The following is a 22,810-nucleotide window of genomic DNA, read 5'->3' as shown; positions in this document are numbered from 1 at the left end:
CACCGGCGGCGGTGGCCCGTCAGGAGCGGACGTGGCCGCCGGACCACGCGTGGACGTCGCGGAGGATGAGGTCGACGGGCGTGTCGAGGAGGTCGAGCGGCACGAACGCCGACCGCCACCACGACCCCGCGGGGCGCCGGTGCGCACGGACCCGCAGAGCCGGACCGCGTACGCCGACCTGGGCGAGGTCGCCCCACGTGAACGTCACCGGCCGGTCGGGCCCGAGATCCGGCCACACCATCACGAGGCCGGAACGGCGTACGACGATCGCGACATCAGGCCCTCCGCGGCGCGGCAGACCCCGCTGGAACCGACGCATCGCCACGAGCGACCAGGCCGGCGTCGCGGCGGCGAGCAGCAGGAGCGGGACCAGGACCAGCACCGCGCCCCCGAGCGCGGCGACGAGGGCGAGCGCGCCCGCCGCGAGGACCGCCAGCACGCCGAGCATCACGACGTTCACCGTGATCGAGCGCGTGAACCGGCGCTCGTAGACGGGCAGCCGCTCGAAGCGGTAGCGCACGACGCCGACGACGTCGTGCGCCACCGCACTGCTCGTGGGATCCGATGAGGTCGTCACGAGCCGAGAGCGTAGCGGGAGGTCAGCTCCCCCAGGTCGGCCGAAGCGGGAAGTCGGTCGCTCCCGACGGATCCGTCTTGGTCGCCAGCACGTGGTGCAGCTGGATGCTGTTGCGCTCGAAGCCGAGGCGCGACCCGGCCATGTAGAGGCCCCAGACCTTCGCGGTGCCGATGCCGACCTCGGCGACGGCCTCGTCCCAGTTGTCCACGAGGTTGCGGTTCCAGTCGCGCAGCGTCATCGCGTAGTGCTGACGGAGGTTCTCCTCGTGCTGCACCTCGAGGCCGACGTCCTGCACCTCGGTGATGATCCGGCCGGAGCCCGTGAGCTCGCCGTCGGGGAACACGTAGCGGTCGATGAACTGCCCCGCGGTGGCGCGAGCACGGTTGTCGGGACGCGTGATGCAGTGGTTGAGCATGCGCCCGCCGACCTTGAGGTGGTCGCGGATGAAGGAGAAGTAGGCCGGGTAGTTGTGCACGCCGATGTGCTCGGTGAGGCCGATCGAGCTGATGGCGTCGAACCCGGTCTCCGGCACGTCGCGGTAGTCGGAGAACCGCACCTCCGCGAGGTCGGAGAGGCCCTCGCGGACGATCGCCTCCTGCGCCCACTGCGCCTGCTGCTCCGACAGCGTCACGCCGATGACCTTGACGCCGTAGTGCTTCGCGGCGTGGCGCACCATGCCACCCCACCCGCAGCCGATGTCGAGCAGGCGCTGACCGGGCTGCAGGTCGAGCTTGCGGCACACCAGGTCGTACTTCTCGAACTGCGCCTCCTCGAGCGACGAGTCGGCCTTCGGGAACACTGCGCACGTGTAGGTCATCGACGGGCCCAGCACCAGCTCGTAGAAGCGGTTGGACACGTCGTAGTGGTGGTGGATCGCGACGGCGTCGCGGTTCTTGGAGTGGCGCAGGCCCTCCAGCGCGCGACGCCAGCGCGGCAGGTGCTCCTGCGGCGGGGGCGGCGGCGGGAGGAGGTGCGACAGGCCGAGCGCCTTCACGATGCGGAACGTCTCCGTCGCCGACGGGGCGCGCAGGCGCGTCTTGTCGAGAAGGTGCACGAGCGCGTCGTACGGGTCGCCGGGGTGCGCGCCGTCGATCTCGAGGTCGCCGGTGACGTACGCGCGTGCGAGCCCGAGGTCGCCGGGGGCGCTCATGATGTAGGACAGGCCGCGCTCGTTGACGATGCGGACCGTGATCGGTGCGTCCGGCGGACCGGCGCTGCTGCCGTCGTAGGCTTCGAACCGGAACGAGAGCCCGCCCGGCACCAGGCGCTCGATGGCCTCGCCGAGCGTGATCGAGGACTTGGTCGTGATCGTCATCGCCGCTTCACCGCTTTCTCGTACAGGCCGGTCAACCGGTCCTTGGGGTCGTACGTAGCCTTCACCTCGGCGAGGTGGGGCAGGTTGTAGAGGTCTGCGAAGGTCTCGGCGTCGTAGAACGCCTCGGAGTAGAGCGACTTGTGGCCGCCGAGCGCGTGCACCTTCTCCTCGACGCGCCGGTTGACGAGACCCGCCGGTGCGTCCTCCGGCACGGCGACCGTGCCCCAGAACCCGACGTTGACGTACGTCGTGCCGGGCTCGAGCGGGTAGAGCGGCCATCGCGTCGCGGTGCCCGGACCACCCGGCTCGCGCAGGCGCAGCGGGCACAGCCACACGGGCCGCATCCCGACCTCGGCGTCGAACCAGGCGAGGAACTCGGGCAGCCGGTCCACCGCCACCTCGATGTCCTGGATCACGCGCTCCCGCTTTGCGATGCCGTTGCGCTTGAGGCGGTCGAGCCGGTGCGCCAGTCCGTAGCGCGTGTCGAGACCGACGATCCGCTGGAACACATCACTCCGGCGATACTTCCGCGGCCACACCCGCCGGATCAACGGATTTTGCGCGCCGAACGCACCACTGCACCAGAACCAGTCGGTGTCCCAGCGCCAGAGGTAGTCGTGCGTCGTGAGCACGTCGGTGCTGCGCTCCCGCAGCGAGCGGTAGTAGATCTTCTGGCCGGTGTAGTCGCTGACCTCCTGCCCTTCACGGGTCGGGTCAGCGTCGGTCAGCTCGGCGAGCGTCAGGTAGATCTCGCCGGGGCTGAACGCGGTGCCGTCGATCGCGTCGACGCGCACGCCGTCGTGGCTGCGGTCGGCGACGATGCGCGCGATCGCGACGGAGGCGGACTGCGCGTCGTCGAAGCGGAGGTGTCGCAGCCGCACCCACCCGGGGACCTTCTCGAGCAGGATGCGGATGCGTGTCGTGTAGCCGAGCGTGCCGTAGGAGTTGGGGAACGCGAAGAAGAGGTCGCTGTGCTCCTCCCGGCTGCACGTGACGACCTCGCCCGCGCCGGTGAAGACGTCCATCTCCACCACGGACTCGTGCGGCAGCCCGTTGCGGAACGACGTCGACTCGATGCCGAGACCGGTGACCGCGCCGCCGAGCGTGATCGTGCGCAGCTGCGGCACGACGTACGGCATGTAGCCGCGCGCGAGCGTCACCGCGACGAGGTCCTCGTAGGTGCACATGCCCTGCACGTCGGCGGTCGCCTCGCCGGTGGTCGGATCCACGTCGACGCTCACGACCCCGGTGAGCCCGCTGACGTCGAGCCCGGGCGCGTCGGTGGCGTCGCGCGGACGGAAGAGGTTGGTCGTGCGCTTGGCGAGCCGCACGGGCGCACCGTCGGGGATGGCGTCGTACGAGGCCTTGAGCCTGCGCACGGCGTCGTCGTGGGCATGGTGTCCGACGAGGTCGCTCACGGTGCTCAGACTAAGCACGAGCACCGACGCTCGCTAGGCGGGTGTCCGCATTGTCTGACCCAGGATCGGGAGGAGTACGCTGCGCGCTCTCGCCTACGCGACGAAGCGCAGCGCGGCGACGTAGCCCTCGAAGCCGAGCCCGACGATCACGCCGGTCGCCACCGCCGACAGGTACGAGTGGTGACGGAACTCCTCACGCGTGTGCACGTTGGTGATGTGCACCTCGATCATCGGCGCGGTCAGCATCGCGGCGGCGTCACGGATCGCGACCGACGTGTGCGTCCACGCACCGGCGTTGATGACGACGGCGTGCCCTGCGTCGGCCGCGTCGTGCAGCCAGCCGATCATCTCCGCCTCGCTGTTGGTCTGCCGCACGTCGACGGTGATGCCGAGCTCGGCTCCGGTCGCGTGGCACAGCGCGACGAGGTCGTCGTACGTCCGGTCGCCGTAGATCGTCGGCTCGCGCAGGCCGAGGCGGTTGAGGTTGGGGCCGTTCAGGACGAGGACGGTGGACATCACGCTGCTCCTGGATCATGGGCGGGGACACGGGGCCTGCTGACGTGCCAGGCCAGTATCTCGGACGACGTGACCGCCCTCACGGTCAGTGGTCCCGTCCCCCGCGCACGCAGCACGTCGCCGGCCTCGAGCACGTGGCCCGCGGCGTCGACCCGGCCGCGCGTCACCTGGAGGTGCACGTCGCCGTCCTCGGGCAGCGCCACCTCGTCACCGGCGTCGAGCAGCGCCGCGTGCAGCGTGATCCCGTCGCGCAGACGCAGCACGTCGAGGAGGTAGCCGCGGGCGCCCTGGAGGTCCCACTGCCGGTACGCCGGCGGTCCCGGGTCCGGGTCGGCGAGCTCGGCGTCGGACGGGACGAGCATCATCTGCAGGAACCGCAGCGGCTCGGTCGCCGACGCGTTGCGCTCGGTGTGCTCGACGCCGGCCCGCGCGCTCACGTGCTGCACCTCACCGGGACGGATCACGCCGCGCGTGCCGGTCGAGTCCTCGTGCGCGAGCGCACCGTCGAGCACCCAGGTCACGATCTCGACGTCGCTGTGCCGGTGGCTCGCGTAGCCGGCACCCGGATCCAGCAGCTCCTCGTTGACCGCGCGCAGCGGACCGAACGCGAGGTTGTCCGGGTCGTAGTGGTCCCCGTACGAGAAGCTGTGCCGGGTCGTGATGCCGTCGCGGCGCGTCTCGTACCGCGCGTCGGACCGGACCACCTCCAGGTCGCGCCCGGGTTCCGACCCGCGGCGCTCGCCCAGCCAGCGGCGGACCCGCGAGCGGAGCGGGTCGGGACCGCTCATGCGTACCCCAGCTCGTGCAGCCGGTCGTCGTCGATCCCGAAGTAGTGCGCGATCTCGTGCGCGACCGTGATGCCGACCTCCTCGACCACGTCCTCCTCCTCGTCACAGATCGCGAGGGTCGGGTTGCGGTAGATCGTGATGCGGTCGGGCAGCACCCCGCCGTACGCGCTGGTGCGCTCGGTGACCGGGATGCCGTCGTAGAGGCCGAGCAGCGTCGGGTCGTCCGCGGGTGCATCGTCCTCGATCAGCAGCACGACGTTCTCGAGCAGGCCGGTGAGATCCTCGGGCAGCGCGTCGAACGCCTGCTCCACGAGCTCGGCGAAGCGGTCCGGCGACATGTCCATCACAGGTCCAGTCTGCCGGAGCGTGCCAGCGGTCCGTCCCCGGCTTTGGCGGCCGCACGGCGCTGCCCGTACGATGAACCGTCCGCACCGTGGTGAACGCGTGCGGGGCGCCCCCTTCGTCTAGCGGCCTAGGACGCCGCCCTTTCAAGGCGGTAGCGCGGGTTCGAATCCCGTAGGGGGTACCACCCCTCGCCCCGACCTCAGGTCGGGAGCGGGCGGTCGTCGACCACCCGCTTCATCACCAGCGTCGAGTTGAGCCGCAGGACGCCGGGCAGCGCCGAGAGCACGTCGTCCTCGAGCTGCGCGTACGCCGCCAGGTCGGCGGTCACGATCCGCAGCAGGTAGTCCGGGTCGCCGAACAGACGCTGCGCGAGCAGCACGTTCGGCACCGCCGAGACCGCCCGCTCGAAGCCGAGGAGCGTGTCGCGGTCCTCCTGCCGCATCGTCACGAACACCAGCGCCTCGAAGGTGAGCCCGAGCGCCTCCGGGTCGACCACCGCACGATAGCCGCGGATCGCTCCGCTGCGCTCGAGCTCGCGCACGCGGCGGTGGGTCGGGGACAGGCTGAGGCGTACGCGCTGCGCCAGGTCGGTCAGGCTCTGCCGCCCGTCGCGCTGCAGCTCCGCAAGGATCTCCCTGTCCGTCCGGTCCATGGGCAAGATCCTTCCACAGAACAGGCTGCACGGCGCGAGACTCGGCAGCACCTCCTGGCGGAACCGCTCTAGCCTTGCCGGGGACAGGCACCTGGGCGCGAAGGAGGACGGCGATGGACCCGCTCGTGCTCGTGGCCTACTGGGGCTTCGTGGTCGCGGTCGTCGCGGTGCCGGGACCGGACTGGGCGTACACGCTGGCCTCGGGCCTGCGCGACCGTTCCGTCGTCCCCGCCGTCACCGGGCTCGCGCTCGGGTACGTCCTCCTGACCGCCGCGGTGGCGCTCGGGGTCGGCGCCCTCGTCGCGGAGACGCCCGCGCTGCTCACGGCGATCACGGTCGCCGGCGGCGCGTACCTCGCCTATCTCGGCGTCCGGCTCCTGGCCCGCCCCGCCACCTCGGTCGCGGCAGACACCGCGACCGGTCCCGCCGGCGAGACCCCGCCGTGGCCGCGCATCGCGCGGGGCATCGGGGTGAGCGGGCTGAACCCGAAGGGCGTCCTCGTCTTCGTCGCCCTGCTGCCGCAGTTCGCCGACCCGCGCCACGGCTGGCCGTTCTCCCTGCAGATCACGGTCCTCGGCGTGCTCTGGATCGTCACCTGCGTGGCGTTCTACCTGACGCTCGGGTACGCGACGCGGGCCGTGCTCCGCTCGACCCCGACCGCGGCGCGGGTGGTCTCGCGGGTGTCCGGAGCGGCTATGGTCGTGGTCGGCGCCGTCCTCCTCGTCGAGCGGTTCTGACCGGCTCCAGGGCAGTCGACCCAGAAGGGGGACCCCCGTTTTGGAGTCGCCGAAGGCGTCCGCTAAAGTGGTGCTCGCACCGCTGAGCGGTGACAACTGAAGATTGGCCCTGTGGCGCAGTTGGTTAGCGCGCCGCCCTGTCACGGCGGAGGTCGCGAGTTCGAGTCTCGTCAGGGTCGCCAGCAACGAGGCCCGGATCCCCAGCGGATCCGGGCCTCGTTCGTGTGTGCGGCCAGCGCCGTCAGGACGCGGGCGCGTACAGCAGCGAGAGCACCCCGGACGACAGCGTGGCGCTGTCGACCAGCCGGAGCGGGTGCGTCGGACCGTCCTCGAACAACCGCTGCCCGTGGCCCACGACGATCGGGTGCACCAGCAGCCGGAGCTGGTCGAGGAGCCCCTCGGCGAGGAGCCACCGCACGGTCGTCGCGCTGCCGGACATCCCGATGTCTCCCTCGACCTCCTTCTTGAGCCGCTGCACGGCGGCCGCGTCTCCCGGGACGACCGTGGTGTTGTTCCAGGACGGGTTCTCGAGCGAGCTCGAGATGACGTACTTCGGCACGGCGTTGAAGAACGCGGCCGGCTCGTCGTCGCTGCCCGGCCAGTAGGCGGCCCACTCGTCGTACAGCGTGCGTCCCATCAGGAAGGCCTCGGTCGAGTCCAGCCCGGCGCCGACCACGGCGCCCATGTCGTCGTCGAAGTACGGGAAGTGCCACTGGTCGGGCGCTTCCACGACCCCGTCGAGGGCGATGAAGAAGTTGGCGGTGATGGTGCCCATGTCGGTCGGTCCTCCTGCGTCGGTCCGGCGGCGCCGTGTGCGGCCGGGTGGTCCCACGCTAGGAACCGCGGAGGCCGTCGGTCTTGTACAGGAGCGACAAGGGCTCCGGGGTGTCCGAGCGCCTCAGCTGGGTCGCCGTCCGCCCGACGAACCGGGTGAGCGAGCGCGCCAGGTGAGGCTGGTCGTAGTAGCCGAGCCGGTGCACGACCTCGAGGGCGGTCGTGCCCTCGCGCAGGAGCAGGGCGGCCTGTCGCGCGCGCTCGATCTGGCGGATCGCGCCCTGGGTCAGCCCGGTGGCTGCGGCGACGCGACGCTGGATCGAGCGGGCACCGAGCGGCGCCGCGTCCCCCGCGACCACCTCGTCGACGAGCGGGTCGCGCACGAGGACGCCGTCGCGCACGAGCCGGTCGATGAACACCTCGGCGTTGTCGTACGTCGGCACCTCCCACTCCTCGCCCCGGAGCACGAACGCGCCTCGGGAGACGTGCGGGCTCTCGAGGTCGGCGTCGACGAGCCGCGCCATCGCGAGGTGCGGCATCGACGCCCCGTGACCGAAGACGATCCCGAACGAGTCCGAGCCGTCGGGGACGTCCGCGCTCGTCGCCACCGTCTCCGGGCCGCGCATGCTGACGTGGAGGCTGCCCTCGTGCTCCCACACCACGAGCTCCTTGTGGGACGTGGCGATCGAGGTCATGCGGCTCACGCCCGCGGTGCGGCTGCGCCAGACGCGCTCGACGTACGGCGAGTCCGACTGCCGCTCCGCGATCTCCATCCCCATGCCGTCCCCCTGTCCCGGCCCCTAGGGTCCCACTTCGGACCGACACGTGGCGAACGCCACATCTGGTTGCGGAATGCACCTAAAGTGCTTGCCGTTTCAACCACCATGACCGTGACGCTTCCTGACCTCGCGCTGCCCCAGGCCGCGCAGGACCTGCTCTTCCGCCAGGCCCGCACCGCGAACACCTTCACCGACGAGCCCGTCACCCCGGACGAGATCCGGGCCGTGTACGACCTCGTCAAGTTCGGTCCGACGGCGATGAACAGCCAGCCGCTGCGCATCACGCTGGTCGAGACGGCCGAGGCTCGCGAGCGTCTGCTGCCGCACATGGCCGAGGGCAACCGCGCCAAGACGGCGAAGGCGCCTCTCGTGGCGATCCTCGCCGCCGACGCCGACTTCCACGAGAACCTGCCGACGGTCTTCCCCCACGCCCCCGGCATCCGCGACATGCTCCACGGCCAGGAGGACAGCCGCACCTCGATGGCGGCGCTCAACAGCGGCCTCCAGATCGGCTACTTCATCATCGGTGTGCGGGCTGCCGGCCTCTACGCCGGTCCCATGACCGGCTTCGACGGGGCCGGCATCGACGCCGAGTTCCACACCGGGACCTCCAAGAAGACGCTCGTCGTCGTCAACATCGGCCACCCCGCCGAGGACAGCTGGTTCGACCGGCTCCCCCGCCTCGACGACGCCGACGTGATCACCGTCGTCTGAGCCGCTGCTCGCAGGCCCGACCGGGTTTCTTCCCGGTCGGGCCCTCCTTGTATAGTGGTGCTCGCCCGGGCAGGCCCCGGGCACACCACTGTTGAGCACCTGGTGCTCGACGACGGCCAGGTAGCTCAGTTGGTACGAGCGTCCGCCTGAAAAGCGGAAGGTCGCCGGTTCGACCCCGGCCCTGGCCACCGCTCACCGAAGGCCCGCAGGCACCGCCTGCGGGCCTTCGTCGTCCGTACGACGGCTACGCTCGACAGCGTGAACGCCGGCCTGCTCTTCGCGACCACCTTCCCCGCGCTGGTGGTCCTCCTCGTCGCGGTCGCGGCGATCGAGGTCGTGGTGTCGCGCCGGCGCCGCCGCAACGGCGACCTCGACGCACACACGCCTGTGGCGGCAGCAGGCTTCGACGCGTTCACCGGCGTGGTCGCTCCCGGGTCGCAGGACGCCCTCGAGCACCGGGCGTCGCAGAAGGTCCGACGTGCCGACGACGCCGACGGCGTGCCGCCGTGGGGACGAGTCGACCTCGACCGCGGACTCGTCCGACTCCGCCCGACCGCGGGCCGGCGCGAGGGTCAGGACGGCGACACCGCACGGTAGGCGGCGTACGCGAGCCCGATCGAGACGACGTCCTCGACGACGGCGGCAGGGAAGTCCGGTCGACCCGACCGCGCCCAGGCCCCGCGCCAGGAGGCGCCGGCGTACGAGCCTGCGACCGCGGCGGCGGCTCCGGCGAGCGCGGGCGTCACCACGGAGACGCCGCGGGCACGGGCGAGCAGCACACCGGTCAGGCCCCCTGAGAGCGCGCGTCCGGTCAGTGGCACGGCGCCGAGCCGGCTCGGCGTACGAGGCAGCTTGTCGCCGACGAGCTCCGCGGCGACACCGGCGACCACGGCACCTCGGGCGAGGGCCGACGGTCCACGCACGAGGCGGGTGACGGCAGGTCCGAGCGACGAACGACCGCCGCTGGCGAGGCCGGCGACGACGCTCGCGAGCAGGACCGAGCGCGGCCCGGAGTCCTGTGACACGTCGTCCTCCTGGTCTGCGGTGCGAGGTCCCCCGACCCCTCTACCGCGGCTGCGCGGCCTGCTCGTGCGTCTCGGTCTAGCTTGCCCGGCTCTCGTCGTCGTGTCCGAACCCCTCCGCGAGGAGGCGCCGGACCTCGGCCTCGCGGAACCGGCGGTGGCCGCCGAGGGTGCGGATGGAGCTGATCTTGCCTGCTTGTGCCCAGCGGGTCACGGTCTTCGGGACCACGCGGAACATCGCGGCGACCTCGGACGGCGTGAGAAGGCGTTCCGCATCGGGGGAGTGCGAATCCATGGCTGAATGATGCCAAACGCACCTATGCCTGCCGAGGGGTATCTCCGAATCCGTACCGAGATGTAACCAAGCGGGCGACATCGGGACGTTTCGCTCCCGCTGACCCGCCAGCGGGAGGCGCCGATCCTAGAGTGGGGAGAAGGTACCGAGGAGGTTGGTGTGGACGGTCCACAGGGGGTGTCCCCGTTCGGCGGCGGGCACGAGCAGGTGGTGTTCTGCCAGGACGAGGCGAGCGGGCTGCGCGCGATCGTCGCGATCTGGTCCACGGCGCTCGGCCCGGGGCTCGGAGGTACGCGCTTCTACCCGTACGCCGACGAGCACGCCGCACTCGCCGACGTGCTCGCGCTGTCCCGGGCGATGGCCTACAAGGCGTCGCTGGCGGGGCTCGACCTCGGCGGCGGCAAGGCGGTCATCATCGGGGACCCGCACCGCGACAAGTCGGAGGCGCGGCTGCGGGCGTACGGGCGGTTCGTCGAGTCGCTGCACGGGCGCTACTACACGGCGTGCGACGTCGGCACCTTCCCGGAGGACATGGACCTGATCGCCCGCGAGACCTCCTACGTCACCGGTCGCACGACCGAGCACGGCGGTGCGGGCGACTCGTCGGTGCTCACGGCCTTCGGCGTCTTCCAGGGCATGCGCGCGAGCGCCGAGTTCGTCTGGGGCGCACCGTCGCTGTCCGGTCGCCGCGTCGGTGTCGCGGGTGTCGGCAAGGTCGGGCGGCACCTCGTCGGGCACCTGGTCGAGGACGGCGCCGACGTCGTCGTGGCCGACGTGGACCCGCGCGCCGTCGAGGCCGTGCGGACGGCCCACCCGTCCGTGAAGGCGGTCGCCGACACCGCGGCGCTGGTCCGCGAACCGCTCGACGTCTACGCCCCCTGCGCGCTCGGCGGTGCTCTGGACGACGAGACGGTCTCGGTGCTCAGCGCTCGGATCGTGTGCGGCGGGGCCAACAACCAGCTCGCGCACACCGGCACGGAAGACCTGCTCGCCGCGCGCGAGATCGTCTACGCGCCCGACTACTGCGTGAACGCCGGTGGCCTGATCCAGGTGGCTGACGAGCTCGAGGGCTTCTCCTTCGACCGGGCGAAGGCGCGGGCGACGCGGATCTACTCGACGACGCTCGACGTCCTGCACCGCGCGAAGGCCGAGGGTGTGGCTCCGTCGAACGCCGCCGACCGGATCGCGGAGCAGCGGATGCGCGAGGTCTCGCGCCTGCGCGGGGTCTGGCTGCCCTGACCCCGCGACACCGGCCGTACCATCGTCCTCGTGCTCCACGACCTGGCCTCGGCCGCGCGACGCAGAGACCAGCCCGTGGTCCATGGCTGAGCCCGCGGGCGCGCCCCCGCTGAGCGCCGGGGCGCTGCTGCGGCGGATGCTGCGCCGCCATCGCGGTCGCCTGCTCGGGTCGTACGCCCTCCTTAGTCTGTGGCACGTGTGCGAGGCGCTCGTCCCGGTCGCGATCGGCATCATCATCGACACGGGCATCGCGACCGGCGACCTGACCGCCTTCGCGTGGGGCGCGCTCGGGCTGTGCGTGCTGATGGGTGTGCTGAGCTTCGCCTACCGGTACGGCGCACGGCTGGGCTTCACCGCGGTCCAGCGCGAGCAGCACGCGCTCCGGCTCGAGATCACCGGCCGCGTGCTGCATCCCCGCGGCGCCCGCACCGGACTGCTGCCCGGCGAGCTGCTCTCGGTCGCGACCAGCGACACCGACGCGGTCACGTACGTCGTGCGCCAGCTCGGCTACGCGGTGAGCGCCGTCGTCGCGATCGTCGGCGCCGCGGCGTACCTGCTGTGGCTGGACGTCTGGCTCGGTCTCCTCGTGCTCGTCGGCGTGCCCGCGGTCGTGGGGCTCACGCAGGTGGTGAGCCCGGTGATCGCGCGCCGTTCCAGCACCGAGCAGGCCGCGGTCGCACGCGCCGCCGGCATGGCCACCGACCTCGTCCAGGGGGTACGCCCGCTGGCGGGCGTCGGCGCACAGCGGACCGCGGTCGACCGCTACCGCGACGCGAGCGGACGCGCGGCCCGTGCGGCGGTCCGCACCGTACGCGGCTGGGGCGTCCTCGCCGGCACCACGACGGGGCTCAGCGGCCTGCTCCTCTCCGCGGTCGCCCTGGTCGCCGGCCTCCGCGCGCTGGACGGGGGCCTCACGCTCGGACAGTTCGTCGCCGTCGTCGGCCTCACGCAGTTCCTCGCCGAGCCGGTCGGCATGCTCGCCGAGGTCGGCGCCCACGCGGCGGCGTCGCACGCGTCGGCGGGCCGGGTCGGCGCGGTGCTCCGCACGCCCCACCTCGTCCCCGGCGGTGACGCGCAGCCGACGCCGAGGCCGACGGTCCGCTTCGACCGGGTGGTCTCCGGACCTCTGGCCGGACTCGACCTGCACGCCGCGCCGGGCGAGCTGGTGGCGGTCGTCGTCGACGACCCGGCCGCCTCCGACGCGCTGGTCGCCGTCCTGAACGGCGAGGCGGTCCCCGAGAGCGGCGCCGCCCACCTCGGAGGAGCACCGTTGCACACGCTGGCCCACGACCGCCGTCGCGAGACCCTGCTCGTCGCCCACCACCACGTCGACCTCTTCGAGGGCACGGTGCGCTTCAACGTCGATCCCGCAGCCGGTGCGGCCGAGGACCGGCTCACCGCCGCGTTGGACGCGTCGGCTGCCGACGAGGTCGTCGGCAGCCACCCGGACGGCCTCGACCGGCGGGTCCGGGTCAGCGGCGCGCTGTCGGGCGGTCAGCGTCAGCGGCTCGCGCTCGCGCGAGCCCTGACCGCGGAACGTCCGGTCCTCGTGCTGCAGGATCCGACCAGTGCGGTCGACGCCGTCACCGAGCAGGCGATCGCCGCCGGTATCCGCAGCCTGCGGCACTCCCCGGGATCGGCGTCGACGACGGTCGTCATCACCTCCAGCCCGGCCCTGCTGCAGCAGGCCGACCGCGTCGTCCTCGTCGTCGACGGGCGCACGGTCGCGACAGGGACGCACGCCGATCTCCTCGCGCGGGAGGACTACGGAAGGGCGGTGCTCCGTTGAGCGGCTCGATCCTGCCGATCGCGTCGCGCGGGGAGACGGTGGCGCTCGCGTGGACGCTCCTGCGGGCGCAGCGGGCGCCGCTCGCGATCGCGACCGGCGCCTTCGCCGCCAGCGGCGCGCTCGGGCTCGTACCCCCGTGGGTCCTCGGCGACCTCGTCGACGTCGTCCGGGACGGCGGCAGCACGGCCGACGTCCTCACCGGCGCGGCCGTGATCGCGGTGGCCGCGCTCGCGGGCGCGCTCTGCGCGGGGCTCGCCGTCGCCGCGCTCGGCCAGGCCGTCGTCCCCGCGCTCGCCCGGCTGCGTGAGGAGGTCGTCGCGCGGGTGCTGGGGCTGGAGCCAGACCGGATCGAGGAGGCCGGCACGGGCGACGTCCTCTCGCGGGTCGGCGACGACGTCCGCACGGTGACGACCGCGCTCGACGAGGCCGTGCCGTACACGGTCGAGTCCTCGGTCGCGATCGCCTTCACCGCGGTCGGGCTCGCCGCGCTGGACTGGCGGCTCGGTCTCGCCGGGCTCTGCGCCATCCCGTTCTACGTGCTCGGTCTCCGCTGGTACCTCCCCCGTTCCGCGCCGCTCTACCGCGAGGAGCGCATCGCCCAGGGCGAGCGCGCCGAGGCGCTGCTGACCGGCGTGCACAGCGCGCCCACGCTGCGCGCGATCGGGTACGAGGAGGAGTGGCAGGAGCAGATCGCGGCACGCTCGTGGCGCGCCGCGACCGTCTCGATCACCGTCTTCCGGATGCTCACCCGCTTCTACGCCCGGACCAACCGCGCGGAGCTCGTGGGCCTCCTGCTCGTGCTCGGGACCGGGTTCGTGCTGGTCCGCGCCGACGCGGTGACGGTCGGTGCGGCGACGACGGCGGCGCTGTTCTTCCACCGGCTGTTCGGGCCGATCGGTGGCGTGCTGACGACCTTCGACCAGGTGCAGTCCGCCGGCGCCTCGCTCGCGCGCCTGGCGGGGCTCGCGCTGCTGCCGGAGCCGGACGACGCCGGCGGAGCAGTGGCAGCGGAGCCGGGAGCGGAGCGGGGACCGTCAGCGTCGGCGACTCCGGCGAGCCGCCCCGCGCTGGTGCTCGAGGGCGTCCGGCACCGCTACGCCGACGGCGACGAGGTCCTGCACGACGTCACGCTGCGCGTCGGTCCCGGGGAGCGGGTCGCGCTCGTGGGGGCGACCGGCGCCGGCAAGAGCACCCTCGCCCTGATCGCTGCCGGGCACCTCATCCCGAGCGCGGGCACCCGGACGCTGGACGGGACGGCGTACGAGACGTGGGGCGGCGGCGTCCGCGCACGCGTCGCCCTCGTCACCCAGCAGGTCCATGTGTTCGCCGGCACCGTGCGGGACAACCTCACGCTCGCGGCTCCCGCGGCCGACGATCCCGCCCTGCACGACGCGCTGAAGCGCACCGGTGCGCTCGGCTGGGTCGCGGCGCTGCCCGACGGGCTCGACACCGTGGTCGGCGCGCACGGTCGCACGCTCACCCCGGCCCAGGCCCAGCAGCTCGCGCTGGCCCGCGTGGTCCTGGCCGACCGGCCCGTCGTCGTCCTCGACGAGGCGACCGCGGAGGCAGGCTCGTCGGGCGCACGCCAACTCGACGCCGCGGCCGCCGAGGTGCTCGAGGGGCGGACCGCGCTCGTGGTCGCGCACCGGCTCAGCCAGGCTGAGGCCGCCGACCGGGTCGTCGTGCTGGACCACGGCACCGTCATCGAGGACGGCACGCACGCGGAACTGCTCGCACGGGGCGGCCAGTACGCCACGCTATGGGCGTCCTGGACACAGGTCTGACCCGCTCGCGTCGCGCGCCTGGTTCAGGCGGTGACAAGGCGTGACGCAGCCCGCGGGAGGACCCTGCGGGCTGCGTCAGCGACGATTCACTTCGGAGGACCGGACTCGCTGTCGGCGTAGTCGGCGTACTTCTCGAGAAGCTCGGGATCCGGCTCTTCGACAGGGCGCTCGGGCTCACCGTGGAGCTCGCGCTGCAGCTGGTCGAAGTCGGTGTCGAGCGTCTGATACTTCAGGTTGCGTGCAACCTTCGTCTGCTTGGCTTTTGCACGGCCGCGCCCCATAGGGTCCGACCCCCTCGCGAAGTCTCGGAATGTGGTCTCTCGTAGCGCTAAGGCTACCTGTTCGGCCCAAGGATGCGCGAACCGACCCGGCGTCTCGTCTCCAGCATTTCCGGAGGACGGAGGCGTGGGTGATGCAGATCACATCGTGCGGTAGTCGCCGACCAGCTCGACCTCTCCGCTCGGGACGTCCAGGACCTCGCCGCACTGCCAGGCGTCGATCCCCTGCTGCGCGAGCACCTCGAGGGCCGGCTCCGCCGCGTCGCGCGCGACCAGCGCCACCATGCCGACGCCCATGTTGAGCGCGGACTCGAGGTCCGGGCGGCTCACGCTGCCGAGCTCGCCGACGAGGCCGAACACCGGCGCGGGGGACCACGTGCCGCGGTCCACGCGGACCGACAGCGTCTCCGGGACCACACGCGCGAGGTTGGCCGCGAAGCCGCCGCCGGTGATGTGGGACATCGCGTGCACCTCGACGGACGCGGCCAGCTCCAGGCACGGCTTGGCGTACAGGCGCGTCGGGGTCAGCAGCGTCTCCCCGAGGGTGCCGCCGAGCTCGGGCACCTCGCGCTCGAGGTCCCATCCGGCCACCTCGAAGAAGACCTTGCGCACGAGCGAGTAGCCGTTGGAGTGCAGCCCCGACGAGGCCATCGCGATCACCGCGTCACCCGCCTCGACCTTGTGGGCGCCGAGCAGCGACTCGGCCTCGACGACGCCCGTCGTAGATCCCGCGACGTCGTACTCGTCCGGTCCGAGCAGCCCCGGGTGCTCCGCCGTCTCGCCGCCGAGGAGCGCGCAGCCGGCCTCCTCGCACGCCTGGGCGATGCCCTTCACGATCGCGGCGACCCGCTCGGGGACGACCTTGCCGGTCGCGATGTAGTCGGTGAGGAACAGCGGCTCCGCGCCGCAGACCACCAGGTCGTCCACGAGCATGCCGACGAGGTCGTAGCCGATCGTGTCGTGCACGTCCATCCGCTGCGCGATCACGACCTTCGTGCCGACCCCGTCGGCCGAGGTCGCGAGCAGCGGGCGCTCGTAGCGCTTGAGCTGCGAGGCGTCGAAGAGCCCCGCGAAGCCGCCGATGCCCCCGAGCACCTCGGGGCGGCGGGCCTTCTCGACCCACTCCTTCATCAGCTCGACCGCGCGGTCCCCGGCCTCGATCGAGACTCCGGCGCTGGCGTACGACGTCACGTGCGACCCTCCGTCGCTAGGGGTTGACCATGGTCACGGAGACGCGGTCGTCCGCGTGCTCCTCCGGCTCGAGCAGGTTCTTGCCGCCCAGGCTGCCCGCGGGAAGCGGGACGGGGTACTCGCCGTCGAAGCACGCGCGGCAGAGGTTGGCCTTGGGGACGTTGGTCGCGTCGACCATCGCCTCGAGCGAGATGTAGGAGAGGGAGTCCGCGCCGATCGAGCGGCAGATCTCGTCCACCGAGATGCCGTTGGCGATCAGCTCGGCGCGGGTCGCGAAGTCGATGCCGTAGAAGCAGGGCCACTTCACCGGCGGGCTGGAGATGCGGACGTGGACCTCGGCGGCGCCCGCCTCGCGGAGCATGCGGACCAGCTGGCGCTGGGTGTTGCCCCGCACGATCGAGTCGTCGACGACCACCAGGCGCTTGCCGGCGATGACGTCGCGCAGCGGGTTGAGCTTGAGCCGGATGCCGAGCTGGCGCAGCGTCTGGCTCGGCTGGATGAACGTACGACCCACGTAGGAGTTCTTGACGAGACCGTGGCCGAACGGGATCCCCGACGCCTCGGCGTAGCCGATCGCCGCCGGCGTGCCGGACTCCGGCACCGGGATGACGAGGTCGGCCTCGACCGGCGCCTCCGCGGCCAGCCGACGCCCGATCTCGGAGCGGACCGAGAAGACGCGCTGCTCGGAGATCTGGGTGTCGGGGCGCGCGAGGTAGACGAACTCGAAGACGCAGCCCTTGGGCTTCGGCTCGGCGAAGCGGTGGTGGCGCAAGCCCTCGGCGTCGATCGCGATGAACTCGCCGGGCTCGATCTCGCGGATGAACGACGCTCCGACGATGTCGAGGGCGGCGGTCTCCGACGCGACCACCCAGCCGCGCTCGAGGCGGCCGAGCACGAGCGGCCGGATCCCCTGCGGGTCGCGCGCGGCGTACAGGGTGTCGTTGTCCATGAAGACGAGCGAGAACGCGCCGCGCAGCTGCGGGAGGACCTCGAGGGCCGCCTCCTCCAGCGAGCGGTCCTCGTACGACGCGAGCAGCGACGCCATCACGGCGGTGTCGCTGGTGGCGAACTCGCGGACGCGGCCGACGAGCTCGCTGCCGGACTCCGCGGTGCGCTTCTCCAGCAGCTCCGCGAGCTCGGCGGTGTTGGTCAGGTTGCCGTTGTGGCCGAGGGCGACGGACCCGTGCGCGGTGGGCCGGAAGGTCGGCTGGGCGTTGTTCCAGACGCTGGCGCCGGTCGTCGAGTAGCGGGTGTGGCCGATCGCGAGGCCACCCTGCAGCGAGTCGAGCGTCGCCTCGTCGAAGACCTGGGACACCAGGCCCATGTCCTTGTAGACGAGGATCTGCGACCCGTTGCTCACCGCGATGCCGGCGGACTCCTGTCCGCGGTGCTGGAGGGCGTAGAGCCCGAAGTACGAGAGCTTGGCTACTTCTTCACCTGGAGCCCAGACACCGAAGACACCGCAGGCATCCTGGGGGCCGACGTCGTGGGGGTCCAGGTCGTGGGTCAGACGACCGTCTCCGCGAGGCACGAGTCCAGTGTAGGTGTCGCGCCCGAATGCGCCGCATCCGCGACCCCATCACCCTGGACGCATGGACTCCGACCGCATCCGCGCCGTGCGCACCGTCGATGCGTCGGCGGCACGGATCTTCGCCGTCCTCGCCGACCCGTACGCCCACCCTGCCCTCGCCGGCGCCGAGGACGTGGTCGAGGTGGTCTCGGCGACCGAGGTGCCGCTGCGGGAGGGGTCGGAGTTCGAGGTCCGGATGTCGCGCGGACTCCCCTACACGACGCACAACGTCGTCGTCGCCCACGTCCAGAACCAGACCATCGCCTGGCGGACGACGATGCTCGGCGGGCTCGTCGGCGGCCGGGTCTGGCGGTACGACCTCGAGGTCGTGCCGGCGGGGACGATCGTCACCGAGACGTGGGACGTGTCGGAGGACCGGCAGCGGTGGCTGCTGACGCGAGGGCGTCGGCCGGAGGCGACGCAGCGGCAGATGACGCGGTCGCTCGAGCGCCTGGCCGCGCAGGTGACCGCGCGGGGGTGAGAGCGCCCGTCAGCGCTTCTTCGGGCGGTCCCAGAAGACGAAGAACACCGCGATGATCAGCAGCGGGATCCCCACGGCGACCGCCCCGACGAGCGGTTGAGGGAGCGTTCCTTCGGCAGCGATCTGGGCGAGCGACACGTCGTCCAGCCTACGAGGAGCGTCCACACCCTCGGGCGGCGGGGAGGGATCGTGACAGCAACCTTGCCTCGATGTGTGAGGCGTGTCACAGTCTTGGCACTGTCCGCCGACGCACCGCGCCGCACCGAGGAGTCAGCCATGACCGGGTCCCCTCCGACACCTACCTTCCTGGACGACCGCATCGCCTACTGGGCCGAGACCACACCCGACGCCGAGTGCATGACGTACGGCGAGCGCACGTGGACCTACGGCGAGTTCGACGAGCGGGTACGCCGTGCGGCCGGGGGTCTGCGCGACCTCGGTCTCGGACGGGGCGACGTCGTCGCGTTCCTCGACAAGAACCACCCCGCCTGCGTCGAGGTGACCCTCGCGGCGGCGTCGCGCGGCCTGGCGATGGCCGTCGTGAACTGGCGCCTCGCCGGTGACGAGCTCGACTACACGATCAACGACTCCGGCGCCCGGGTTCTCTTCGTCGGGACCGAGCTGCTGCCGGCGATCGAGACCATCCGCGAGAGGCTCCCCGCCGTCGAGCAGATCATCCTCGTCACGCCGGACGGCTCCGAGGACGACGAGTACGAGGCGTGGTTGGCGTCCTCGACCCCGGCGGGACCCTCGCCCGACCATGCGCCCGACGACACGTGCCTCGTGATGTACAGCTCCGGCACCACCGGACGGCCCAAGGGCGTGATGCTGAGCCACCGGTCGATGGTGGCGCACACCATCAACGCCCACGACGGCTGGGAGCTCGAGCCCGGCGACAAGAGCCTCGTCGCGATGCCGCTCTTCCACGTCGGCGGCACCTCGTACGTGCAGTTCGCCCTGCACGACGGGATCCCCAGCATCATGACCCGCGATCCCGACCCGGTGTCGCTGGCGACCGCGATCATGAAGGGCGCCAACTCCGCCTTCCTCGTCCCTGCGGTCGCCCAGATGGCGCTGGCCGGGGGGCCCGAGGCCGCGGCGCTGTTCGGGAAGCTCAAGTTCTTCACGTACGGGGCGGCGCCGATGCCGCTCCCGCTGCTGCAGCGCGCGATGGAGGCGTGGCCGGACACGAAGTTCATGCAGGTGTACGGCCTGACCGAGGTGTGCGGCGTCATCACGCACCTCCTGCCGGAGGCGCACCTCGACCCCGAGCACCCCGAGCGGCTGCTCTCGGCCGGCGTCCCGATCCCCGGGGTCGAGACCCGCGTCGTCGACCCGTTCACGCTCGAGGACGTCCCCGAGGGCGAGCCGGGCGAGCTGTGGTTCCGCACGCCGCAGCTGATGAAGGGCTTCCTCAACAAGCCCGAGGCGACCGCCGAGGTCATCACCGAGGACGGATGGTTCCGGACCGGGGACGTCGGGCGGTTCGTCGACGGCTACGTCTACGTCGAGGACCGGATCAAGGACATGATCGTGACCGGCGGCGAGAACGTGTACTCGCCGGAGGTCGAGCGCGTGCTCACCGCGCACCCCTCGGTCGCCGAGGTGGCGGTGATCGGCGTGCCGGACGAGCGGTGGGGGGAGACCGTGAAGGCGGTCGTGGCGTTCCGCGAGGGCGAGATGGTGACCGAGGAGGAGCTGATCGCCTTCACCCGCGAGCAGCTGGCGGGCTACAAGTGCCCCACGTCCATCGACATCGTGGAGCTGCTCCCGCGCAACCCCTCGGGCAAGATCCTCAAGCGCGACCTGCGCAAGTCGTACTGGGCGGACAGCGGCCGCCAGATCTGACGCACGACCCGACATGAGGACCCGACGCTCGCGCCACGATCTGGCGCGAGCGTCGGGTCCTTCTGCAGGGTCCTACTTCTTGACCTTCACGGCCTTGCTGGTCTGGACGACCGCCTTGTAGCCGACCTTCGTGTACGTCACGCGCACGGAGATCTTCTTGCCCTTGAAGGACTTCTTGAGCTTGAGGGTCTTGCCCTTCGCGCCCTTGATGGCCTTGCCGTTCTTGAGCCACTGGTAGGAGACCTTCGCCCCTGCGGCGGCGCCGGGCCTGGCGGTGAGCTTCTTGCCCACCTTCGCCTTGCCGACGACCTTGACCTTGCCGGAGACCGCGAACGTCCCCGCCGCCACCTTGCCGACGGTGATCGTCTTCGACAGCGACGTGTAGCCGGCCTTCGTGGCGGTCGACGTCACGGTGACGACCTTGCCGAGGTCAGCGGGCTTCACGACGTACGCGGTGCCGGTGCCGGCGGCCCTGCCCCCGACGGCCCAGCGGTACGCGACCGTGCTGGCGGGCGTCGTCGTTCCGCCGGACGCGGTCAGGCGCTGGCCGACGGCGACCTTGCCGGCGGACTTCAGCGCCACCGCCGGCGCGAGCGCGGGCATCGGGAGGACGTCGACGGACGCGACGGTCGGCGCGGTGCCCGTGACGGTGCACGGGAGCGCGAGCGGGACGAAGTTGCCGCCGGTGTAGGTGAGCGCGATCATCCCGCTCACGTCGACCTTGCCCAGGGTGACCGCGACGTCGGCGCCGGAGGTCGTCGGGATCGGCGGCAGCGAGACCGAGGCAGCCGGCCACGTCTGGTTGCCCGCGGCCGGGACGGCGAGGTCGGCGTCGTTGAAGGTGAGGGTCGCGCGCTGCGCGAGCGCGACACCGTTGACGAGAACGGTGGCGGTCGCCGTCACGCCCTTGAACTGGAAGTTGAGCGAGCGTCCGTAGTCGCTCCAGGAGGTGCCCCAGGCGATCGACGCATCGGCGGTGAGCGTCACCGGCTGCCCCTGGGTGACCTGCGCGGGCCCGTCCACGTCGAGGACGAGCTTGGTGTCGTACGGACCACCGGTGTACGCGCAGGCGTAGTCGGTCGAGGTCTCCGCAGCCTGCGCCGCGGAGACCGGAAGTGCAGCGAGGGCGCCGGCCACGAGGGCACCCGCCGCGATCAGGCCCGCACCACGGCGGGTTCGTGTCGTCTGCATGTCTCTCCCTTCACGCGGCCGCCTCTGCAGCGACCGTTCAGGAGAACATAGGACGAAATCACAGAAGATATATGGTTACGAATATATCTTCTCGCATGGTGGTGAATTTTTGAGCGCTCGCGAGGACCCCCGGTACCCGGGCTGCAGGCGTCGGTCAGAGCTCCGCGAGCTTGCCCAGCAGCAGCGTCTCCGCCTCGCACACACGGGCGAACTCCCCGAGGTGCAGCCCCTCGTCGATCCCGTGCGCCCGGGTGTCCGGATCCTCGACCCCGGTGACGAGAACCGCCGCCGCCGGATAGCGGTCGGCGAACTCCGCGATGAAGGGGATCGACCCGCCGACCCCCATGTCGATCGGCTCCACGCCGCCCCAGGCCTCACGGAAGGCGGCGCGCGCCGCGTCGTACGCCGGGCCCTGCGCGTCGATCGCGTACGCGTCGCCGCGGTCGTTCGGTGTGACGGTGACGCGCGCGCCCCACGGCGCGTGCGTCTGCAGGTGCTCGACGAGAGCGTCCATCGACGCGTCGGTGTCCGAGCCGGGCGCGATCCGCATCGACACCTTCGCCCGTGCGCGGGGCACGAGCGTGTTCGAGGAGTCGGCCACCGTCGGGGCGTCGATGCCGATGACGCTGATCGCGGGCTTGGTCCACAACCGGTCGACGACCGATCCGGAGCCGATCTGCTCGACGCCCTCGAGGACGCCCGACTCGGACACGAGACGGTCCTCGGGATAGACGACGTCGGCGGCCTCCCCGGCGTGCAGACCCTTGACCGCCACCTCGCCGTCGTCCTCGTGGAGCGTGGCGAGCAGGCGGACGAGGACCGAGAGCGCGTCCGGGAAGACGCCGCCCCACATCCCGGAGTGCACGGCGTGCTCGAGCGTCTCGACCTCGACGACGCAGTCCACCAGGCCGCGGAGCGTGGTCGTGAGGGCCGGGGTGCCGATGTCCCAGTTTCCCGAGTCGGCGATCACGATCACGTCGGCGGCCAGGCGGTCGCGGTAGGTGTCGAGCAGCGTGCCGAGGCCCGCCGAGCCCGACTCCTCCTCGCCCTCCACGAAGACGGTCACGCCGACCGGCGGCTGGCCGTCCCACGCCCGGAACGCGGCCAGGTGGGCCGCGATCCCGGCCTTGTCGTCGGCGGCGCCCCGGCCGTACAGGCGTTCGCCCCGCTCGGTCGGCTCGAACGGCGACGACGTCCACGCCGCGGGGTCGCCCGTGGGCTGGACGTCGTGGTGCGCGTAGAGAAGCACCGTGGGGGCGCCGGGAGGGGCGGGGTGGTTCGCGATGACGGCCGGTCCCCCGCCCGCCGACACCACGTCGACCTCGGCGAACCCGGCCTCGCGCAGCAGTGCGGCCACCGTGTCGGCGCTCCGCCGGACATCCTCGGCACGTGAAGGATCGGCGCCCACGGAAGGAATCCGTACGAGGTTCTTCAGATCCGCGAGGACCGAAGGCATGATGCTATGGAGTCGTTGCACCGCTGCTTGGCTCATGTCCGCACCATACGG

Annotated in this window: 25 protein-coding genes and 3 tRNA genes; 11 read left to right on the top strand and 17 right to left on the bottom strand. The window is 71.9% G+C overall.

The annotated features are described in order from the left end of the window. Positions 1–19: 19 nt before the first annotated feature. From ACQSSQ_RS01185 to ACQSSQ_RS01160, 6 genes are all read right to left on the bottom strand, one after another. Complete coding sequence (locus ACQSSQ_RS01185) at positions 20–577, bottom strand: hypothetical protein (protein ID WP_431325199.1); 558 nt, start codon at positions 575–577, stop codon at positions 20–22. A 22-nt stretch (positions 578–599) separates the two neighbouring features. After that, complete coding sequence (locus tag ACQSSQ_RS01180) at positions 600–1,892, bottom strand: class I SAM-dependent methyltransferase (RefSeq protein WP_431325198.1); 1,293 nt, start codon at positions 1,890–1,892, stop codon at positions 600–602. Further along, a complete protein-coding gene (locus ACQSSQ_RS01175; RefSeq protein ID WP_431325197.1) occupies positions 1,889–3,310 on the bottom strand; it encodes an FAD-binding oxidoreductase in 1,422 nt (473 codons plus the stop codon). Before ACQSSQ_RS01175 ends, ACQSSQ_RS01180 begins: the two co-directional genes overlap by 4 nt. 93 nt (positions 3,311–3,403) lie before the next feature. Then, positions 3,404–3,826, bottom strand: a complete 423-nt coding sequence (aroQ, locus tag ACQSSQ_RS01170; RefSeq protein WP_431325196.1) for a type II 3-dehydroquinate dehydratase — start codon at positions 3,824–3,826, stop codon at positions 3,404–3,406. After that, positions 3,826–4,614: a pirin family protein gene (locus ACQSSQ_RS01165; protein WP_431325195.1), complete on the bottom strand. Its 789-nt coding sequence runs from the start codon at positions 4,612–4,614 to the stop codon at positions 3,826–3,828. The genes aroQ and ACQSSQ_RS01165 overlap by 1 nt, the downstream gene beginning before the upstream one ends. Next, on the bottom strand, positions 4,611–4,958 hold the full coding sequence (locus ACQSSQ_RS01160) for a metallopeptidase family protein (protein ID WP_431326757.1): 348 nt from the start codon (positions 4,956–4,958) through the stop codon (positions 4,611–4,613). Before ACQSSQ_RS01160 ends, ACQSSQ_RS01165 begins: the two co-directional genes overlap by 4 nt. A gap of 109 nt (positions 4,959–5,067) precedes the next feature. Between ACQSSQ_RS01160 and ACQSSQ_RS01155 the strand changes: the two genes are divergently transcribed. Continuing rightward, positions 5,068–5,143, top strand: a tRNA-Glu gene (locus ACQSSQ_RS01155). A gap of 15 nt (positions 5,144–5,158) precedes the next feature. Here ACQSSQ_RS01155 and ACQSSQ_RS01150 read toward each other — a convergent pair. After that, a complete protein-coding gene (locus ACQSSQ_RS01150) occupies positions 5,159–5,611 on the bottom strand; it encodes an Lrp/AsnC family transcriptional regulator (protein WP_431325194.1) in 453 nt (150 codons plus the stop codon). Between the two features lie 113 nt (positions 5,612–5,724). On the opposite strand from ACQSSQ_RS01150, the gene ACQSSQ_RS01145 reads away from it, so the two are divergent. Together ACQSSQ_RS01145 and ACQSSQ_RS01140 are read left to right on the top strand one after the other, a co-directional pair. Beyond that, positions 5,725–6,348, top strand: coding sequence for a LysE family translocator (locus ACQSSQ_RS01145; RefSeq protein ID WP_431325193.1), 624 nt, complete (start codon positions 5,725–5,727; stop codon positions 6,346–6,348). A 105-nt stretch (positions 6,349–6,453) separates the two neighbouring features. Beyond that, a tRNA-Asp gene (locus tag ACQSSQ_RS01140) sits at positions 6,454–6,530 on the top strand. Positions 6,531–6,589: 59 nt separating this feature from the next. On the opposite strand, the gene ACQSSQ_RS01135 is transcribed toward ACQSSQ_RS01140, so the two are convergent. Then, positions 6,590–7,123: a dihydrofolate reductase family protein gene (locus tag ACQSSQ_RS01135; RefSeq protein ID WP_431325192.1), complete on the bottom strand. Its 534-nt coding sequence runs from the start codon at positions 7,121–7,123 to the stop codon at positions 6,590–6,592. 58 nt (positions 7,124–7,181) lie between these two features. After that, the gene (locus ACQSSQ_RS01130) at positions 7,182–7,901 is read right to left on the bottom strand and encodes an AraC family transcriptional regulator (protein WP_431325191.1); all 720 of its coding nucleotides are present in this window, start codon (positions 7,899–7,901) and stop codon (positions 7,182–7,184) included. A 111-nt stretch (positions 7,902–8,012) separates the two neighbouring features. On the opposite strand from ACQSSQ_RS01130, the gene ACQSSQ_RS01125 reads away from it, so the two are divergent. From ACQSSQ_RS01125 to ACQSSQ_RS01115, 3 genes are all read left to right on the top strand, one after another. Next, positions 8,013–8,615 carry a malonic semialdehyde reductase gene (locus ACQSSQ_RS01125; protein WP_431325190.1) on the top strand — a complete coding sequence of 201 codons (603 nt, stop codon included), beginning with the start codon at positions 8,013–8,015 and terminating at the stop codon, positions 8,613–8,615. 114 nt (positions 8,616–8,729) lie between these two features. Continuing rightward, positions 8,730–8,803 (top strand) — tRNA-Phe (locus tag ACQSSQ_RS01120). 70 nt (positions 8,804–8,873) lie between these two features. After that, entirely contained in the window at positions 8,874–9,212 is a 339-nt protein-coding gene (locus ACQSSQ_RS01115; protein WP_431325189.1) for a DUF6191 domain-containing protein, read from the top strand. Here ACQSSQ_RS01115 and ACQSSQ_RS01110 read toward each other — a convergent pair. Further along, the gene (locus tag ACQSSQ_RS01110; protein ID WP_431325188.1) at positions 9,188–9,640 is read right to left on the bottom strand and encodes a hypothetical protein; all 453 of its coding nucleotides are present in this window, start codon (positions 9,638–9,640) and stop codon (positions 9,188–9,190) included. The two genes, ACQSSQ_RS01115 and ACQSSQ_RS01110, sit on opposite strands and share 25 nt — an antisense overlap. Positions 9,641–9,716: 76 nt before the next feature. Next, positions 9,717–9,932, bottom strand: a complete 216-nt coding sequence (locus ACQSSQ_RS01105; RefSeq protein WP_431325187.1) for a BldC family transcriptional regulator — start codon at positions 9,930–9,932, stop codon at positions 9,717–9,719. Between the two features lie 159 nt (positions 9,933–10,091). On the opposite strand from ACQSSQ_RS01105, the gene ACQSSQ_RS01100 reads away from it, so the two are divergent. The 3 genes from ACQSSQ_RS01100 (at position 10,092) to ACQSSQ_RS01090 (ending at position 14,744) form a co-directional block, all read left to right on the top strand. Continuing rightward, positions 10,092–11,171 (top strand): Leu/Phe/Val dehydrogenase, encoded by a 1,080-nt coding sequence (locus ACQSSQ_RS01100; RefSeq protein WP_431325186.1) that lies wholly within the window; start codon positions 10,092–10,094, stop codon positions 11,169–11,171. An 82-nt stretch (positions 11,172–11,253) separates the two neighbouring features. Further along, complete coding sequence (locus ACQSSQ_RS01095; RefSeq protein WP_431325185.1) at positions 11,254–12,960, top strand: ABC transporter ATP-binding protein; 1,707 nt, start codon at positions 11,254–11,256, stop codon at positions 12,958–12,960. Further along, positions 12,957–14,744: an ABC transporter ATP-binding protein gene (locus ACQSSQ_RS01090; protein WP_431325184.1), complete on the top strand. Its 1,788-nt coding sequence runs from the start codon at positions 12,957–12,959 to the stop codon at positions 14,742–14,744. The genes ACQSSQ_RS01095 and ACQSSQ_RS01090 overlap by 4 nt, the downstream gene beginning before the upstream one ends. An 86-nt stretch (positions 14,745–14,830) precedes the next feature. Here ACQSSQ_RS01090 and ACQSSQ_RS01085 read toward each other — a convergent pair whose 3' ends face one another. From ACQSSQ_RS01085 to purF, 3 genes are all read right to left on the bottom strand, one after another. Continuing rightward, the gene (locus tag ACQSSQ_RS01085) at positions 14,831–15,025 is read right to left on the bottom strand and encodes a DUF3073 domain-containing protein (protein ID WP_431325183.1); all 195 of its coding nucleotides are present in this window, start codon (positions 15,023–15,025) and stop codon (positions 14,831–14,833) included. Between the two features lie 138 nt (positions 15,026–15,163). After that, positions 15,164–16,213, bottom strand: a complete 1,050-nt coding sequence (gene purM, locus ACQSSQ_RS01080) for a phosphoribosylformylglycinamidine cyclo-ligase (protein WP_431325182.1) — start codon at positions 16,211–16,213, stop codon at positions 15,164–15,166. Positions 16,214–16,229: 16 nt separating this feature from the next. Next, positions 16,230–17,744, bottom strand: a complete 1,515-nt coding sequence (gene purF, locus ACQSSQ_RS01075) for an amidophosphoribosyltransferase (protein WP_431325181.1) — start codon at positions 17,742–17,744, stop codon at positions 16,230–16,232. Positions 17,745–17,805: 61 nt separating this feature from the next. Between purF and ACQSSQ_RS01070 the strand changes: the two genes are divergently transcribed. After that, positions 17,806–18,264, top strand: a complete 459-nt coding sequence (locus ACQSSQ_RS01070) for an SRPBCC family protein (protein WP_431325180.1) — start codon at positions 17,806–17,808, stop codon at positions 18,262–18,264. A gap of 9 nt (positions 18,265–18,273) precedes the next feature. Here the strand turns inward: ACQSSQ_RS01070 and ACQSSQ_RS01065 are convergent, their stop codons facing one another. After that, positions 18,274–18,402: a hypothetical protein gene (locus ACQSSQ_RS01065; RefSeq protein ID WP_431325179.1), complete on the bottom strand. Its 129-nt coding sequence runs from the start codon at positions 18,400–18,402 to the stop codon at positions 18,274–18,276. Between the two features lie 138 nt (positions 18,403–18,540). Here ACQSSQ_RS01065 and ACQSSQ_RS01060 point away from each other — a divergent pair, with 138 nt between their 5' ends. Continuing rightward, positions 18,541–20,112, top strand: coding sequence for a long-chain-fatty-acid--CoA ligase (locus ACQSSQ_RS01060; protein ID WP_431325178.1), 1,572 nt, complete (start codon positions 18,541–18,543; stop codon positions 20,110–20,112). Positions 20,113–20,184: 72 nt separating this feature from the next. Here ACQSSQ_RS01060 and ACQSSQ_RS01055 read toward each other — a convergent pair whose 3' ends face one another. After that, positions 20,185–21,303, bottom strand: a complete 1,119-nt coding sequence (locus tag ACQSSQ_RS01055; protein WP_431325177.1) for a hypothetical protein — start codon at positions 21,301–21,303, stop codon at positions 20,185–20,187. Between the two features lie 154 nt (positions 21,304–21,457). Further along, complete coding sequence (locus ACQSSQ_RS01050; RefSeq protein WP_431325176.1) at positions 21,458–22,795, bottom strand: dipeptidase; 1,338 nt, start codon at positions 22,793–22,795, stop codon at positions 21,458–21,460. Positions 22,796–22,810 lie beyond the last annotated feature (15 nt).

Source organism: Mumia spirodelae, assembly GCF_050632745.1.
In the GTDB taxonomy this organism is placed as follows: Bacteria; Actinomycetota; Actinomycetes; order Propionibacteriales; family Nocardioidaceae; genus Mumia.
This window is presented reverse-complemented; position numbering and strand designations above follow the sequence as displayed.